The organism is Nonomuraea sp. CA-218870 (assembly GCF_050936535.1).
GTDB lineage: Bacteria > Actinomycetota > Actinomycetes > Streptosporangiales > Streptosporangiaceae > Nonomuraea > Nonomuraea corallina.
The window spans coordinates 3,485,628-3,500,777 of record NZ_JBNJMN010000001.1 but is presented as its reverse complement, the minus strand read 5'-3'; the positions used below and the strand labels follow the sequence as shown (position 1 = coordinate 3,500,777).

17 protein-coding genes are annotated in these 15,150 nt (G+C 73.1%); 5 read left to right on the top strand and 12 right to left on the bottom strand.

Features of this window, described 5'->3' with window-relative positions; translation table 11 throughout:
- The first annotated feature begins 41 nt into the window (after positions 1–41).
- The gene (locus tag ACQEUU_RS16930; protein ID WP_433066789.1) at positions 42–1,400 is read left to right on the top strand and encodes a glutamine synthetase family protein; all 1,359 of its coding nucleotides are present in this window, start codon (positions 42–44) and stop codon (positions 1,398–1,400) included.
- On the opposite strand, the gene hisF is transcribed toward ACQEUU_RS16930, so the two are convergent.
- The 9 genes from hisF to hisD are packed head-to-tail and all read right to left on the bottom strand — an operon-like array spanning position 1,397 to position 7,389.
- Complete coding sequence (gene hisF / locus ACQEUU_RS16925) at positions 1,397–2,158, bottom strand: imidazole glycerol phosphate synthase subunit HisF (RefSeq protein ID WP_433066786.1); 762 nt, start codon at positions 2,156–2,158, stop codon at positions 1,397–1,399. The two genes, ACQEUU_RS16930 and hisF, sit on opposite strands and share 4 nt — an antisense overlap.
- Positions 2,155–2,550 (bottom strand): Rid family hydrolase, encoded by a 396-nt coding sequence (locus ACQEUU_RS16920; protein WP_433066784.1) that lies wholly within the window; start codon positions 2,548–2,550, stop codon positions 2,155–2,157. The genes hisF and ACQEUU_RS16920 overlap by 4 nt, the downstream gene beginning before the upstream one ends.
- A gap of 31 nt (positions 2,551–2,581) precedes the next feature.
- The gene (gene priA / locus ACQEUU_RS16915) at positions 2,582–3,304 is read right to left on the bottom strand and encodes a bifunctional 1-(5-phosphoribosyl)-5-((5-phosphoribosylamino)methylideneamino)imidazole-4-carboxamide isomerase/phosphoribosylanthranilate isomerase PriA (protein WP_433066781.1); all 723 of its coding nucleotides are present in this window, start codon (positions 3,302–3,304) and stop codon (positions 2,582–2,584) included.
- Positions 3,304–3,633: a hypothetical protein gene (locus ACQEUU_RS16910; RefSeq protein WP_433066779.1), complete on the bottom strand. Its 330-nt coding sequence runs from the start codon at positions 3,631–3,633 to the stop codon at positions 3,304–3,306. The genes priA and ACQEUU_RS16910 overlap by 1 nt, the downstream gene beginning before the upstream one ends.
- A complete protein-coding gene (gene hisH, locus ACQEUU_RS16905) occupies positions 3,626–4,261 on the bottom strand; it encodes an imidazole glycerol phosphate synthase subunit HisH (protein WP_433066776.1) in 636 nt (211 codons plus the stop codon). The genes ACQEUU_RS16910 and hisH overlap by 8 nt, the downstream gene beginning before the upstream one ends.
- Positions 4,258–4,413: a hypothetical protein gene (locus ACQEUU_RS16900; RefSeq protein WP_270156042.1), complete on the bottom strand. Its 156-nt coding sequence runs from the start codon at positions 4,411–4,413 to the stop codon at positions 4,258–4,260. Before ACQEUU_RS16900 ends, hisH begins: the two co-directional genes overlap by 4 nt.
- Positions 4,410–5,003: an imidazoleglycerol-phosphate dehydratase HisB gene (gene hisB / locus ACQEUU_RS16895; protein ID WP_433066773.1), complete on the bottom strand. Its 594-nt coding sequence runs from the start codon at positions 5,001–5,003 to the stop codon at positions 4,410–4,412. The genes ACQEUU_RS16900 and hisB overlap by 4 nt, the downstream gene beginning before the upstream one ends.
- A complete protein-coding gene (locus tag ACQEUU_RS16890) occupies positions 5,000–6,085 on the bottom strand; it encodes a histidinol-phosphate transaminase (protein ID WP_433066771.1) in 1,086 nt (361 codons plus the stop codon). The genes hisB and ACQEUU_RS16890 overlap by 4 nt, the downstream gene beginning before the upstream one ends.
- Complete coding sequence (hisD, locus tag ACQEUU_RS16885; RefSeq protein ID WP_433066768.1) at positions 6,082–7,389, bottom strand: histidinol dehydrogenase; 1,308 nt, start codon at positions 7,387–7,389, stop codon at positions 6,082–6,084. The genes ACQEUU_RS16890 and hisD overlap by 4 nt, the downstream gene beginning before the upstream one ends.
- Before the next feature lie 337 nt (positions 7,390–7,726).
- Here hisD and ACQEUU_RS16880 point away from each other — a divergent pair, with 337 nt between their 5' ends.
- The 3 genes from ACQEUU_RS16880 to ybaK all read left to right on the top strand — a co-directional run bounded on the left by ACQEUU_RS16880 (position 7,727) and on the right by ybaK (position 9,526).
- Complete coding sequence (locus tag ACQEUU_RS16880) at positions 7,727–7,918, top strand: hypothetical protein (RefSeq protein WP_270156038.1); 192 nt, start codon at positions 7,727–7,729, stop codon at positions 7,916–7,918.
- Between the two features lie 62 nt (positions 7,919–7,980).
- Positions 7,981–8,985 (top strand): non-homologous end-joining DNA ligase, encoded by a 1,005-nt coding sequence (ligD, locus tag ACQEUU_RS16875; protein WP_433066766.1) that lies wholly within the window; start codon positions 7,981–7,983, stop codon positions 8,983–8,985.
- Positions 8,986–9,031: 46 nt separating this feature from the next.
- Complete coding sequence (ybaK, locus tag ACQEUU_RS16870; protein ID WP_433066764.1) at positions 9,032–9,526, top strand: Cys-tRNA(Pro) deacylase; 495 nt, start codon at positions 9,032–9,034, stop codon at positions 9,524–9,526.
- A 4-nt stretch (positions 9,527–9,530) separates the two neighbouring features.
- Here the strand turns inward: ybaK and ACQEUU_RS16865 are convergent, their stop codons facing one another.
- The gene (locus ACQEUU_RS16865) at positions 9,531–11,741 is read right to left on the bottom strand and encodes a transglycosylase domain-containing protein (RefSeq protein WP_433066761.1); all 2,211 of its coding nucleotides are present in this window, start codon (positions 11,739–11,741) and stop codon (positions 9,531–9,533) included.
- Between the two features lie 52 nt (positions 11,742–11,793).
- Positions 11,794–13,104: a UDP-N-acetylglucosamine 1-carboxyvinyltransferase gene (murA, locus tag ACQEUU_RS16860; protein WP_433066758.1), complete on the bottom strand. Its 1,311-nt coding sequence runs from the start codon at positions 13,102–13,104 to the stop codon at positions 11,794–11,796.
- A gap of 62 nt (positions 13,105–13,166) precedes the next feature.
- Here murA and ACQEUU_RS16855 point away from each other — a divergent pair, with 62 nt between their 5' ends.
- Positions 13,167–13,715, top strand: a complete 549-nt coding sequence (locus ACQEUU_RS16855) for a hypothetical protein (RefSeq protein ID WP_433066755.1) — start codon at positions 13,167–13,169, stop codon at positions 13,713–13,715.
- A gap of 24 nt (positions 13,716–13,739) precedes the next feature.
- Here ACQEUU_RS16855 and ACQEUU_RS16850 read toward each other — a convergent pair whose 3' ends face one another.
- Positions 13,740–15,110, bottom strand: coding sequence for an amidase (locus ACQEUU_RS16850; protein ID WP_433071868.1), 1,371 nt, complete (start codon positions 15,108–15,110; stop codon positions 13,740–13,742).
- Between the last annotated feature and the right edge of the window lie 40 nt (positions 15,111–15,150).

Sequence of the window (15,150 nt, the reverse complement as noted above, 5' to 3'; positions counted from 1 at the left end):
GAATGCTTTCACGCGCCGTCAAGTCGTGTTACGCAGGCAGGATGACAGATCGTCCAGGCGCCACCACGCTCCATCAGCCCGACCCCAGGGTCAGGCGCGTCCTTGAGCGAGCGGAGCTCGAAGGCGCGGAGCTGATCCGCTTTCTGTACGCCGACCACGGCGGCGTCATCCGCGGCAAGGCCACCTCACGGTCGCGCCTCGGGGAGCGGATCACCTCCGGCATCGGGCACACGGTGGCGATGATGGCGATGAACATGCTCGACCAGTTGCAGGACGTCGAGCATCTGGGTCCGGTGGGCGAGGTGCGCATCGTTCCCGACCCTTCCACCTATGTCGCTCTCCCCCACGCCCCCGGCGCGGCGACGATGCTGTCCGATCTGCGCCTGCCCGACGGCTCCCCGTGGGCGGCCTGCCCGCGTACCTTCCTCAAGGACGCGGTGGCCGCGCTCGGGGCCGAGGGCTACCTGCTGCGGGCGGCGTTCGAGCCGGAGTTCACGCTCGGCCGCCGGCTCCCCGACCCGACCGGCGGGCCCGACCGGCTGGTGCCGCTCGACGACTCGCTCTGTTACGCCGGCACCGGCTTCGACACCGCCCACGACTACACGATCAAGCTGATCCGCGCCCTGGAGACCCAGGGCCTGCGGGTCGAGCACTGCCATCCCGAGCTCGGCCCCGGCCAGCAGGAGCTGTCGGTGCACCACGCGACCGCGCTGCGCGCCGCCGACAACCACGTCCTCTACCGCGAGACCGTGCGCGGGGTCGCGATGCGGATGGCGATGTGGGCCTCGCTCGCCCCCAAGCCGCTGCCCGAACAGGCGGGCAACGGCGCCCACCTCCACCTGTCACTGTGGCGGGACGGCGTCAACGTCTTCGGCGACGACGGCGTGCGGGGCTGGTTCATCGGCGGGCTGCTCGCCCACCTGCCCGCGCTGACCGCGCTCACCTGCGGCAGCGTCAACAGCTTCCGCCGTCTGACGCCCCGCGTGTGGGCGGGCGCGTACGCCGTCCACGGCCACGACAACAGGGAGGCGGCGGTCCGGGTCTGCTCACCGGTGGGCGAGCTCGGCGAGCCCAACCTGGAGCTGAAGCCGTCCGACTCCTCCGCCAACCCCTACCTGTCGCTGGGCGCGGTCATCCACGCCGGGCTGGACGGCATCCGCCGCCGGCTCGACCCGGGCGAGCCGGTGGGCGTCGACCCCGGCACGGTCCCCGGCCGCTACCCCCGGCTGCCCACCTCCCTGGACGAGGCGCTGGACGCGCTGGAGGCGGACGAGACGCTGATGGAGGCGCTGGGCCCGCTGCGGCGCGACGCCTACCTCGCGGTCAAGCGCTCGGAGGCGGCCGCGTTCGCCGGACGGGACGCCGCCTACGAGTGCTTCCAGCACCTGCGGGTGTTCTAGCGGACGGGGTGCCCGGCCTGCCGCAGGGTCTCCTTCACCTCGGAGATCTTCAGCGTGCCGAAGTGGAACACGCTGGCGGCCAGCACCGCGTCCGCGCCCGCCGCCACGGCCGGAGGGAAGTCCTCCAGGCGGCCCGCGCCGCCGCTGGCGATCACCGGCACCCGCACCACGGCCCTGACCGACCGCAGCATCTCCAGGTCGTAGCCGTCGAGGGTGCCGTCGCCGTCCATCGAGTTGAGCAGGATCTCACCGGCGCCCAGTTCCTCGCCCCGGGCCGCCCACTCCACCGCGTCGATGCCGGTGCCGCGCCGGCCGCCGTGGGTGGTGACCTCGAAGCCGCTCGGCGTGCCCGGGGCCCGCCTGGCGTCCACCGACAGCACCACGCACTGCGCGCCGAACCGGCGCGACGCCTCGGTGAGCAGCTCCGGCCGGGCGATCGCGGCGGTGTTGAGCGACACCTTGTCGGCCCCGGCGCGCAGCAGCCGGTCGACGTCGTCGGCCGACCGGACGCCGCCGCCCACGGTCAGCGGGATGAACACCTGCTCCGCGGTCCGGCGCACCACGTCCAGCATGGTCTCGCGCTCGCCTGAGGAGGCGGTGATGTCGAGGAAGGTCAACTCGTCGGCGCCCTCCTCGTCATAGCGCCTGGCCAGCTCCACGGGGTCGCCCGCGTCACGCAGGTTCTCGAAGTTGACGCCCTTGACCACCCGCCCGGCGTCGACGTCCAGGCAGGGGATCACTCTGACGGCTACGGTCATGCTCTGTGTGCCTCTATCTCGATCTCTACCAGCATCCGCGGGTCCACCAGACCGGCCACCCGCACGCCGGTGCAGGCGGGACGGACCGTGCCGAACACCTCCGCGATGGCGGCGCCGACCGGGTCGAAGTGGCGCTGCTCCACCACGTAGTAGCGCACCATCACGACGTCCTCGCGCGACAGCCCGCCCTTGACCACGGCTTCGAGGGCGATCTCCATCGCGGTGAGCGCCTGCAGGTGGGCGTCGCCCACGTGGCGGACCTCACCGTCGACGGTCGAGGTGCAGCCCGAGACGATGACCCGGCCTCCGGCGATGACTGCTCGAGCGTATCCGTACTTCTCCTCCCAGATGCCACCCGAATACACCCGCATGCCGGTGCTTTCCATGCTCATGGCGCCCATCACGCCCCCTCCCGATGGCGATCTAACTGCGGACGGTGGCCAGCGCGCTCTCCAGAGTGAACGCCTGGGCGTACAGAGCTCTGCCCACGATGGCCCCTTCCACGCCGTCCGGGACGAGCGAGGCGAGGGCGGACAGGTCGTCGAGCGACGAGATGCCGCCGCTGGCGACGACGGGCCTGTCGGTGCGGGCGCAGACCTGCTTCAGCAGGTCGAGGTTGGGGCCCTTGAGGGTGCCGTCCTTGGTCACGTCGGTGACCACGTAGCGGGGGCAGCCGTCGGCCTCCAGCCGGTCGAGCACCTCCCACAGGTCGCCGGCGTCCTCGGTCCAGCCGCGGGCGGCGAGGGTGGTGCCGCGCACGTCCAGGCCGACCGCGATCTTGTCACCGTGCTCGGCGATGATCTTGCGGCACCAGTCGGGCTTCTCCAGCGCTGCCGTGCCGATGTTGACCCGGCGGCAGCCGGTGGCCAGCGCCGCGGCCAGCGACTCGTCGTCGCGGATGCCGCCGGACAGCTCCACGTTCACGTCCAGCCGGCCGATCAGGTCGGTGATCAGCTCGCGGTTGGAGCCGCGGCCGAACGCCGCGTCCAGGTCGACCAGATGGATCCACTCCGCGCCCGCCTCCTGCCAGGCCAGCGCGGCGGCCAGCGGCTCGCCGTAGCCGGTCTCGGTCCCGGCCTCGCCCTGGACGAGCCGTACGGCCTGGCCGTACGCGACGTCCACGGCGGGGAGCAAAACGAGCGACATCAGGTCCTCCGGTCGAAAGCGAGGGTGACGAGAACGGGCAGCAGGAGCAGGGAGAAGACCAGGACGCCGAAGCTGATCAGCGGCGAGCCCCACAGTAGCCAGGCCAGTGCCTGCAGGAGCAGGAAACCGAGCGCGACGACGGCGTTCTGGGCGCGGTGGCGGCGGGCCAGCAGCCCGCCCTGCCGCGCGACCCGGACCGGGCGCGGCACCAGGCGGGCCAGCGCCGCCCTGCGGCGGGCGCCGCGGGCCTGGCGCTCCTCGTTGAGACGGATGGCCCGCGCCCGCTCGGCCTCGCGCTCGGCGCGGCGGCGCGCCCGCTCCTTACTCAAGGGTGCCGAGCCAGTTGCTCAGCAGCGCGGCGCCGGCGTCGGCGGACTTCTCCGGATGGAACTGGGTGGCCATGAGCGGGCCGTTCTCGACCGCGGCCACGAACGGCACGCCGTGCTCGGCCCAGGTGACCACCGGCTCGGCGAAGCCGTCGCCGGTGCGCAGCTCCCACTCGCGCACCCCGTAGGAGTGGACGAAGTAGAAGCGGGTGGCGGCGTCCATCCCGGCGAACAGGACGCTGTCCGCCGAGGTCTTGACGGTGTTCCAGCCCATGTGCGGCAGCACCGGCGCGTCGAGCCGCTCGACCGTGCCGGGCCACTCGCCGCAGCCGGCGGTCTCCACGCCGTGCTCGACGCCGCGGGCGAAGAGGATCTGCATGCCGACGCAGATGCCCAGCACCGGCCGGCCGCCGGCCAGCCGCCTGCCGACGATCTGGTCGCCGCGCACGCCCTTGAGCCCGGCCATGCACGCGGCGAACGCGCCGACTCCCGGCACCACCAGGCCGTCGCACTCCAGCGCGGCCTCGAAGTCGGAGGTGACGGTCACGTCGGCGCCCACCCGCGTCAGCGCCCGCTCGGCGGAGCGCAGGTTGCCCGAACCGTAGTCGAGCACCACGACGTTCCTGCTCACCACCACATCACCCCTGCGAACAGCGCCATCGCCGCGCCCAGGCCGCAGAAGGCGGCGCCGATCCTCATGCCCTGCTTGATCAGCGAGACCACGCCGCCGATGAGGAACAGGCCGAGGAAGACCATGACGACGGCGATCACGTTCTCGGTCATAGCACGCCCTTGGTGCTCGGCACCCCGCTCGCCCGCGGGTCGAGCTCCGACGCCGCGCGCAGCGCCCTGGCCAGGGCCTTGAACTGCGCCTCCACGATGTGGTGGGCGTTGCGGCCGTACGGGACGCGGACGTGCAGGCAGATGGCCGCCTGGGCGACGATCGACTCCAGGATGTGGCGCGTCATCGTGGTGTCGTAGTCGGGGCCGATCATGGGGGCCATGCCCTCCGGCTCCGAGTGGACCAGGTAGGGCCGGCCGGACAGGTCGACGGTGACCTCGGCGAGCGCCTCGTCCAGCGGGCACGACGCGCTACCGAACCGCCGGATGCCCGACTTGTCGCCCAGCGCCTCGCGGAACGCGGCGCCCAGCGCGAGCGCGGTGTCCTCGATCGTGTGGTGGGAGTCGATGTGCAGGTCGCCCTCGGTCTTGACGGTCAGGTCGAACAGCCCGTGCTTGCCGAGCTGTGCCAGCATGTGGTCGAAGAAGCCGACCCCGGTGGAGACCTCCAGCGCGCCCGTGCCGTCGAGGCCGACCTCGACCAGGACGGACGTCTCCTTGGTGGTGCGCTCGACGCGGCCTACGCGACTCACAGAACTCCCTCCAACGCGGCGCGGAACGCCGCCATCTCCTCGCCGGTGCCGATCGACACCCGCAACCACTCCGGCGGGCCCACCTCGCGGATGAGCACGCCCCTCGCCAGCAGCCCCTCCCACACCGCGCGCCGGTCGGGGAAGCGCCCGAACAGCACGAAGTTGGCGTCGGAGTCGGCGACCGTCAGCCCCTTGGACCGCAGCCAGCCGACCGTGGCGTCACGCTCGCGCCGGAGCTCGTCGACGGTGCCCAGCAGCTCGGCGCGGTGCCGCAGCGCCACCAGCGCCGCCGTCTGGGTGAGCGTCGACAGATGGTACGGCAGCCGCACCAGCAGCAGCGCCTCCACCACGGCCGGATGCGCGGCCAGGTAGCCCAGCCGGGTGCCGGCCATGGCGAACGCCTTCGACATGGTGCGGGTCACGATCAGCCGCGGGTGGCGCGGCAGCAGGGTGAGCGCCGACGGCGTGCCCTCGCGGGCGAACTCGGCGTAGGCCTCGTCGACCACCACCATGCCGGGCGCCGCCGCCAGGATCTCCTCGATCGTCCCCAGCGGCTGGGCGGTGCCGGTCGGGTTGTTGGGCGAGGCCACGAACACCAGGTCGGGCCGGTGTTCCTCGATCGCCGCCACGACCTTGCCGGGGTCGAGCGAGAAGTCCTCCTCGCGGGCGGCGTGGATCCACTCGGTGCTGGTGCCGGTCGTGATGATCGGATGCATCGAGTACGAGGGCTCGAACCCGAGCGCGCTGCGGCCGTGGCCGCCGAACGCCTGGAGGATCTGCTGGATGATCTCGTTGGAGCCGTTGGCCGCCCACACCCGCTCGGTCGTCAGGCCGTGGCCCAGGTAGGCGGCCAGCGCGGCGCGCAGCTCGACGGCGTCCCTGTCGGGGTAGCGGTTGAGCTCGCCGGCGACCCTGCCGACCGCCTCGGCCAGGTCGGCGACCAGCGCCGGGGACGGCGGGTGCGGGTTCTCGTTGGTGTTGAGCCGGACCGGGACGTCGATCTGCGGGGCCCCGTAAGGGCTCTTGCCGCGCAGGTCGTCGCGGATGGGCAGGTCGTCGAGCGTGACCTCGCCGGGGTTCATGACGGCACCTGCCAGTCGAATCGGGCGCGGATCGCGGCGCCGTGGGCGGGCAGGTCCTCGGCGTCGGCCAGCACCGTCACGTGCGCGGCCGCCTCGGCCAGGGCCTCACGGCTGTAGTCGACGATGTGGACGCCGCGCAGGAACGTCTGCACCGACAGCCCGCCGGAGTGGCAGGCGCAGCCGCCGGTGGGCAGCACGTGGTTGGAGCCGGCGAGATAGTCGCCGAGCGAGACCGGCGCGTACGGGCCGACGAAGACGGCGCCGGCGTTGCGCACCCGGGCGGCCAGCGCGGCGGCGTCGGCGGTCTGGATCTCCAGGTGCTCGGCGGCGTAGGCGTCGACCACCTTCAGCCCGGCCTCCAGGTCGTCGACCAGCACGATCGCGGACTGGCGGCCGGCCAGCGCCTCGGCGATGCGCTCGCTGTGGCGGGTGGCGGCCACCTGGGCGGGCAGCTCCTTCTCGACGCCCTCGGCCAGCTCCTCGCTGTCGGTGACCAGGACGGCGGCGGCGATGACGTCGTGCTCGGCCTGGCTGATCAGGTCGGCGGCGACGTGCACGGGGTCGGCGGTGGCGTCGGCCAGGATCGCGATCTCGGTCGGGCCGGCCTCGCTGTCGATGCCGATGCGGCCCTTGAGCAGCCGCTTGGCCGCGGCCACCCAGATGTTGCCGGGGCCGGTGACCATGGTGGCGGGCGGGCACTCCTCGGTGCCGTAGGCGAACATGGCCACGGCCTGGGCGCCGCCCACGGAGTAGACCTCCTCGACGCCGAGCAGCGCGCACGCGGCCAGGATCGACGGGTGCGGCAGGCCGCCGAACTCCCGCTGGGCGGGGCTGGTGACCGCCAGCGACGGCACCCCTGCCTCCTGGGCGGGGACGACGTTCATCACGACCGACGACGGGTAGACGGCCCGGCCGCCGGGCACGTAGAGGCCCACGCGGTCGACCGGCACCCACCGCTCGGTGACGGTGCCGCCGGGCACGACCTGGGTGGTGACGTCGGCGCGGCGCTGGTCGCGGTGGACCAGCCTGGCGCGGCGGATGGACTCCTCCAGCGCGGCCCTGACCTTCGGGTCCAGCTGGTCGAGGGCCGCGGCGATCGCCTCGGCGGGCACCCTCGTGGTGGAGATCTCGACACCGTCGAACCTGGCGGTCAGCTCCCGTACGGCTGCCGCCCCGCGATGGCGCACGTCCTCGCAGATGGGCCGCACCTTCTCCAGGGCGGCCTCGACGTCGAGCTCGGCGCGGGGCAGCACGTCGCGCAGGTCCGGCGGAAGGGACCCGCGCATGTCGATACGGGAAATCACCCTCCCAGTCTACGGAGTCCGACCCCTGAATCCGCTTCCGTCCACCATGCGGACACCTCCGGGCGTGCCTCGGCGCGGCGTGGAGCCCGCGGCGGGGCCGTGAGGCTGTCAGGGGGAACAGCCAGCCTCACGGCCGCTCGCCCTGGCCCGGGCCGAGCGCCAGGGCGAGGCGCCGCGGCGGTGGAGGCCACGGCTCAGGAGAGCTCCGGCGCTGATGCTTCCCCGGACGGGGAGGAACTAACGCCGCCTCTTGGGACGGGCTTTCCCTCGCCTCTCCGAGCTTTATGCGTACTTTGTCATTACGTGCCCTTTACCTCGGTGTTTGTACGATCGCGGCATGGCGATCTGGCGTGCCCCCGACGGCATCGTGGTGGAGGCCATCGTGCTAGACGACCGGCCGCTCCTGCGCATCTCCCAGGACATCGGCGGCCGTCTCTACCTCCAGGGCTACTGCGCCGGCGTGAGCGAGCTGGCCGCCCACGGCGTCGACCTGGCCCAGCTCGTCGAGGACGACCGCCGGACGGCCTGACCCCGAAACCGGCGGCGCCGGTCGGGTTACCTCCACGACCCGGCCGGGGTATGCCATCCGTCATGGCGCCGCTGCCCACCTACGCGCCGATGCTGGCCCAGCCCGGCTCCCTGCCCACCACACACCAGGACGAATGGGCCGTGGAGATGAAATGGGACGGCGTCCGCGCGATCGCCTACATCGCCGACGGCACCGTGCGGCTGCTGTCGCGCAACGCCAGGGACATCACCGCCGCCTACCCCGAGCTCCGGCTCATGGCCGGCGCCGCCGGGCGCCGCCAGGCCGTCGTCGACGGCGAGATCATCGCCTTCGACGAGGCCGGCCGGCCCAGCTTCGGCGCGCTCCAGCCGCGCATGCACCAGCGCAACCCGGTCAGCGTCGCCGAACTCGCCCGCGCCGTGCCCGTGACGTTCATGGCCTTCGACCTCCTCCACCTCGGCGACGACCCGCTCGTCCAGCTGCCCTACACCGCACGGCGTGAGCTGCTGGAGGACGTCTTCACCCCCGGCTACCGCTGGCAGGTGCCCGTCCGCTTCCACGACCACGCCGAGGACGCCTTCGCCTCCTCCCGCCGGCTCGGCCTCGAAGGCGTCGTCTGCAAACGGCTCACCTCCCCCTACCGCCCCGGCAGGCGCACCGGCGAGTGGACCAAGGTGAAGAACGTCAGCGCCGTCGAGGTCGTCATCGGCGGCTGGAAGCCCGGCGCGGGACGACGCTCCGGCGGCATCGGCTCCCTGCTGCTCGGCTCGTACGACGACGCCGGCCGGTTGCTGTTCGTCGGGCACGTCGGCACCGGCTTCACCGAGGCCATGCTGCGCGACCTGCACCAGCGCCTGGCCCCGCTGGAGCGGCCCGACCCGCCCTTCGCCGAGCCGGTGCCCCGTGAGCACGCCCGCGGCGCCCACTGGGTGCGGCCGGTCATCGTCGGCGAGGTCCAGTACGCCGAGGTGACCGGCGACCACCGGTTGCGCCATCCGTCCTGGCGCGGCCTGCGCCCCGACCGCGACCCGGGCGAGGTCCGTCATGGCAGGCCGGGCTCGCCGGGCGGCGCCTCGGCCGTCAGCTGACCACCCGCCCCGCGCCTTTACAGTGTAGATTCGCTACACTCGACAGGTGGGCAAGTCGAAGACCAGGGGCGGCACCCCCGCCACCGTCGCGCTGGAGAAGGCCGGAGCGCGGTTCACGCTCCACCCCTACGACCACGACCCCGCCGCCCAGGCCTACGGCGAGGAGGCCGCCGACGCGCTCGGCGTCCCGTACGAGCGGATCTTCAAGACCCTCGTGGCCGAGACCGAGGGCGGCCTGGCCGTGGCGGTGGTGCCGGTGGCGGGCAAGCTCGACCTGAAGGCGCTCGCCTCCGCGCTCGGCGGCAAGCGGGCGGCCATGGCCGACGCCGCCAAGGTCGAGCGGGTGACGGGTTACGTGGTGGGCGGCATCAGCCCGCTCGGGCAGCGCAAGCGGCTGCCGACCGTCGTCGACGCCTCGGCGCTGGAGTTCGAGACGGTCTACTTCTCGGCCGGCAGGCGCGGGCTGCAGATCGAGACCGCCCCGGCCGCCCTGATCGAGCTGACCGGGGCCGTGACCGCGCCCATCGGCAGACCGGCCTGACGCCTCACCAGCCGCGCGGCGGCCGCCGGCGCTCGCCGAGCAGCCACTCCATGAGCTGGCGGTGACGCCTGGAGATCGGGTGGTGCCTGCCGGGGCGGTCGCGCCGCCCACCGGCCCGCGTCCCGTTCTCCTCCTCCCGCTCCTCCTCCAGGCCCGGCGTGTGGCCGCCGCCGAAACGCGACATGTCCGGACGGTGGAAGCGCCGGGGCTCCTCGTCCCGCAGCGCCTGCCGCATCGACTCCACCCAGATCGGCCCCGGCAGCGAGGCGCCCTGCACGGAGCCGTAGTACTGGTCGCCGATCCGCACGCCCCTGAGCGGGTAACGGTACGAGCCACGGATGTCGCCGACGCTGACCGCGGCCGCGAGCTGCGGCGTGTAGCCGGCGAACCAGGCCGAGGTGTAGCCGTTGTTGGTGCCGGTCTTGCCGGCGGCGGGCCGGCCGGGGTCCTGGCCGCGCATCGTCCCCTTGTCGAACACGCCGGTCAGCACGTGGCTGACCGCGTCGGCGACCTCCGGCGCCATCGCCCGGCGGCAGTTCGGCCGCACCCGGGTGCGGTGGTCGTTCCTGTCGACGATCTCCACGATGGCCAGCGGGCGGCAGTACCGGCCGCGGGCCGCGAGCGCGGCGAACGAGGCGGCGACGGTGAGCGGGTCCATCTCGTTGACGCCCAGCGTGAACGTCGGCACCTCGCGCAGCGGCCGGCCGTCGGCCCTGGCGACGCCGAGCCTCCTGGCGGTCTTGACCACGTCGCAGAGGCCGACCTTGCGCTCCAGCATCATGTAGAAGATGTTGACCGACTTCCAGGTGCCGGTCTCCAGGCTGTGCGGGCCGCCGTCGCTGCCCTCGCCGCTGGCGTTGTACACCTCCGTCGACGGGTCGTTGACCGGCCGGCCCGCGCAGTCCCGGTAGCCCGACGACGGCACCAGCCTTCCCGGCGTGTCGAACCCGTCGCCGAACCGCCAGCCCTCCTTGAGCGCGGTGGCCAGGGTGAACACCTTGAACGTGGAACCGGCCTGCAGCCCCTGCCCGCCGCCGTGACGGGCGTCGGCGACGAGATTGTAGGTGGTGCGCGGGCCGCCCTTCTTGCCCGGGCCGACCTTCTTGCTGGCGGCCATGGCCCGGATCCAGCCGCTGCCCGGCTCCACCATCGCCTCGGCGGTCACCTCGGTGTCGGCCGGGTCCACGCGTTCGCGGATGGCCCGCTCGGCGGCTTTCTGCGCCCTCGGGCTGAGGCTGGTCCTGATCACCAGGCCGCCCCGCTCCATGCGGGCCCGGCGCACCGCCGCCGTGCTGCCGAAGGCCTCGTTCGTCAGCAGCTCGCGCTGCACGTACAGGCAGAAGTACGGATGGGCGCTCTGCGAGCAGCCGCCGGGCTCGGGCCGCAGCCGCAGCCCGAGCGGGCCGGCCTTGGCGGCCGACGCCCGCTCCTTGGAGATCAGCTTCAGTCCCGCCATCCGGTCGAGCACCAGGTCGCGGCGCTCCTTGAGCCGCGCGCGGTGCGAGCGGCCGATCGACGGGTCGGTCGAGTACGGGGTGCGCACGGCGCCGGCCAGCGTGGCCGCCTCGCTCAGGGTCAGCTCGGCGGCCGTGGTGGAGAAGAACCGCCTGGCCGCGGCCTCGACGCCGTGCGCGCCGGCGCCGAAGTAGGCGATGTTCAGGTACTTCTCCAGGATCTCGTCCTTGCGGTACTTGCGTTCCAGCGCCAGCGCCAGCCGCAGCTCGTGCACCTTGCGGGAGATGCTGGGGGCGCGGGCCCGGTCCCGTTCCCGGTCGGTCTCGGCGTTCTCCACCAGGATGTTCTTCACCAGCTGCTGGGTGAGCGAGGAGCCGCCCTGGCGGATCGCGCCGGCCCGGGTGTTGGCGATGAGCGCGCGCAGCGTGCCGATGACGTCCATGCCGCCGTGCTCGTAGAAGCGGGCGTCCTCGATGGCCACGATCGCGCGCCGCATCACCGGCGCCACCTGCGACAGCCGCACCGCGGTCCGGTTGGCCTGGTAGAACTGGGCGAAGGTGCGCCCGCTCGTGTCCACCAGCCGCGTCACCTCGCTCAGCGGCTCCTCGCGCGGGGGCGGCGGCAGATGGGTGAAGGTGTCGGCGGCGCCCTTGGCGGCCAGGCCCGCCCCGGCGACCACGGGCGCGGCCAACGCCGCCACCAGCACCCCGCCGAGAGCGCCCACCAGACCCAGCGTGGCGATCGATGTGCGGTCAGTCACGTCGTTGATGTACGACCGTCCGATCCCCGGCAAACGCCCGGTTCCTGACTCTTTACGATCCTCTGCTGATGTTCAGACCGAGTGACTGGAACTGCTCGAACGGCCGGTGGTAGCCGCGCTCGATGTGGTGCACGCCGCGCAGCGTCGAGCGCCCGTCGGCCACGGCGGCGGCCAGCACCGCGGAGAACCCGGCCCGGATGTCGGGCAGCGTCACGTCGGCGCCCCTGAGCCGGGACACCCCGCGCACCACGGCCGAGTGGCGGGCGTTGGTGTCGTGGTAGCGGCAGGCCGGGCCGCCGAGGCACTGGTCGAACACCTCGATCTCGCAGCCCATGCTCGTCAGCGCCGGCACGTACACCAGGCGGTTCTCGAAGACCGTCTCGTGCAGCACCGACATGCCCTGGCTCTGCGTGAACAGCACCATGAGCGGCGTCTGCCAGTCCGTCATGAACCCGGGGTGGGTGTCGGTCTGCACGGCCGCCGCCCGCAGCCCCTCCGGCGGCGCGGTGGCGCACAGGTACTCGTCGTTGATGTCGAACCTGGCGCCCATCCTGGCCAGCGTGGTGATCGCGGTGACCAGGCGGTCCTGCGGGCAGCCGTGCACGCGCACCTCGCCGTCGGTGATCAGGCCCGCCGCGAGGTACGAGAACGCCTCGATGCGGTCGCCGGCCAGCCAGGTCGAGGCGCCGCGCAGCCGCTCCACGCCCTCGATGACGATCCGGCGGTCCGGCGACAGCTCGATCCTGGCGCCCATCCGCTGCAGGAACAGCGCCAGCTCGACCACCTCGGGCTCGGTGGCCGCGTTCTTCAGCACGGTCTTGCCCTCGGCCAGGACCGCGGACATGAGGATGGTCTCGGTGGCGCCGACGCTCGGGTACGGCAGCTCCAGGCGGGTGCCGTTGAGCCGTTTGGCCTTGGCGTGGACGCCGCCGTCGCCGACCTCCACCTCGGCGCCCATCGCGCGCAGCGCCTCCACGTGGAAGTTGATCGGCCGCCGCCCGATCGGGTCGCCGCCCACCAGCGGGACGAACGCCTCCCCCGCCAGGTGCAGCAGCGGGCCCAGCATGAGGATCGGGATCCGGTTCAGCCCGGTGAACGCGTCGGGCACCCGCGGCCTGATCTCCGAACCCCGCTCGATGCGGATCTCCGTCCCGCTGATCCCGACATGGATGCCGAGCGCCTCCAGCATGTCCGCGGTGATGCCGACCTCGCCCACCTCGGGGGCGTTGTGGATGGTGCTCTCGCCGCTGCCGAGCATGGCGGCGACCATGTGCTTGGAGACCCCGTTCTTGGAACCGCGGACCACCACATCACCACGAAGCGGGCCAGAGGGTTCAATCGACCAGACCTTCTCTTCATTCACGAAGCGAGCCTAACCGGGAGATACCATCGATCTGGTCCTGCCGGCGATTGAAGGGGCGTGGCGTGGCGAGGGAAGTACGCGCGTTCGCGATCACTGTCCTCGCACTCGCGGTCCTCGGACTTCCCGCCGGTCTCCTGTGGTCCGCTCTGTCGCCCCGGCCGCCGTACCAGGTCATCGAGCGGACGCCGACGCTGGCCGACCCGTCGACGCAGGCGCTCATCGCGGCGGACGGCTGGTTCGCCACGATCACGGGCGCGCTGGGGCTCGCCTGCGGGACGGCGGCCTGGTTCCTCAGCCGCCGCGTCCAGATCCCGGTCCTGCTCGGCCTCGCCCTGGGCGGGACCGCGGGCGCCTTCGCCGCCTTCTGGGCCGGGACGACCTTCACCGTGGGCGTGGTCGCCGTCGAGGCCGCGGCCGCCCCGGGCGTCGCCTTCCTGCCCGGGCCGCTGTCCCTGACGGCCAAGGGCGTCCTGGTGTCGTGGCCCCTCCTCGCCACCGGGGTGTTCGGTTTCCTGGAGGGCATGCACGGCTACCGCGAGTCCCCGCTGCGCAAGCCCCACCCGCCCGCCGGGACCACCGCTCCCCCGCCCGGCCCGACGCCTCCCGGCTGAGGCGCCTCGCTCACCCCGCGGCCGTCAGAGCGGGGGACGGCGGGCGGCGTGCCCGGTGGCCTGCTCGAACGCGCGGGCCACCCGCAGGACGCGGGCGTCGGCGAAGGGCCTGCCGACGATCTGCACCCCCACCGGCAGCCCCGACGGCGTGAACCCGGCCGGCACCGACGCGGCGGGAGCGTGCAGGACGCTGATCCAGTACGCGGACCGCATCCACGCCAGGTAGTCGGGCAGCTCGACCCCGTTGATCGCGCGCACGTACGGCTCGTGCGCAGGGAACGGCGGCACCTGGCTGACCGGCGCGATGAGCACGTCGTAGGTGTCGAAGAAGGCGGCCATCCGCTGGTAGAGGCCGCTGCGGGCGCGCTCGGCGCGGGCCAGGTCGGCGCCGGTGACCCGGCGTCCCTGCTCGACGTTCCAGGCCGTGTTGGCCCCGAGGCCGTGCAGGTCGCCGTAGGCCAGCGCGTAGTACCACGCCCGGTAGGTGCGGAAGGCCGGCTCGGCGTCAGAAAGGTCCAGCTCCACCTGCTCCACCCGGGCGCCGAGCCGCTCGAACACCGCGGGCGCCGTCGCGGTGACCGCCGCCGTCTCGGCGTCGACCGGCAGGCCGCCGAGGTCGGGGCTCCACGCCACGCGCAGCCCCGCCACCCCCTCCTCCGGCTCCGGCGCGTACTCCTCCGTGATCGCGTACGGTGAGCGCGGGTCGAACCCGGAGATGACCGAGAGCATCAGGCTCAGGTCGTCCACGGTCCTGGCCATCGGGCCCTGCACGGACAGCGTGTACCAGGCCGCGGTCTCCGAGACGCCCGGCACCCGGCCCGGCGTCGGCCGCAGCCCGGCCACGTTGCAGAACGACGCCGGGTTGCGCAGCGATCCGCCCATGTCGGAGCCGTCGGCCAGCGGCACCATCCCGGTGGCCAGCGCGGCCGCCGCGCCGCCGCTGCTGCCCCCGGCGGACCTGGTCAGGTCGTAGGGGTTGCGGGTGACGCCGAAGACCTCGTTGACGGTGTGGGAACCGGTGCCGAACTCGGGCGTGTTCGTCTTGCCGACGGTGATCGCGCCCGCCGCCTTCAGCCGCCGCACGACCAGGTCGTCCCGCTCCGGCACGTGGCCGGCGAACAGCGGCGACCCGTACGTGGTCCGGATCCCGGCGGTGTCGGTGAGGTCCTTGTGCGCGACCGGGACGCCGTGCAGCGGGCCGACCGGCTCGACGGCGTCGGCGGCCTTGGCGGCGTCCATGGCCTGTTCGGCGACGAGGGTGACGACGGCGTTCACCCGGGGGTTGACCTGCTCGATGCGGTCGAGGTGGGCTTGGAGCACCTCGACCGCGCTCACCTGGCGGGTGCGGATCAGACGGCTGAGCTCGGTGGCGCTCAGGTAGTGCAGTTCGCTCACCCCGTGATCCTCCCCCACCCGGGTGCGGCCCACGATGGCG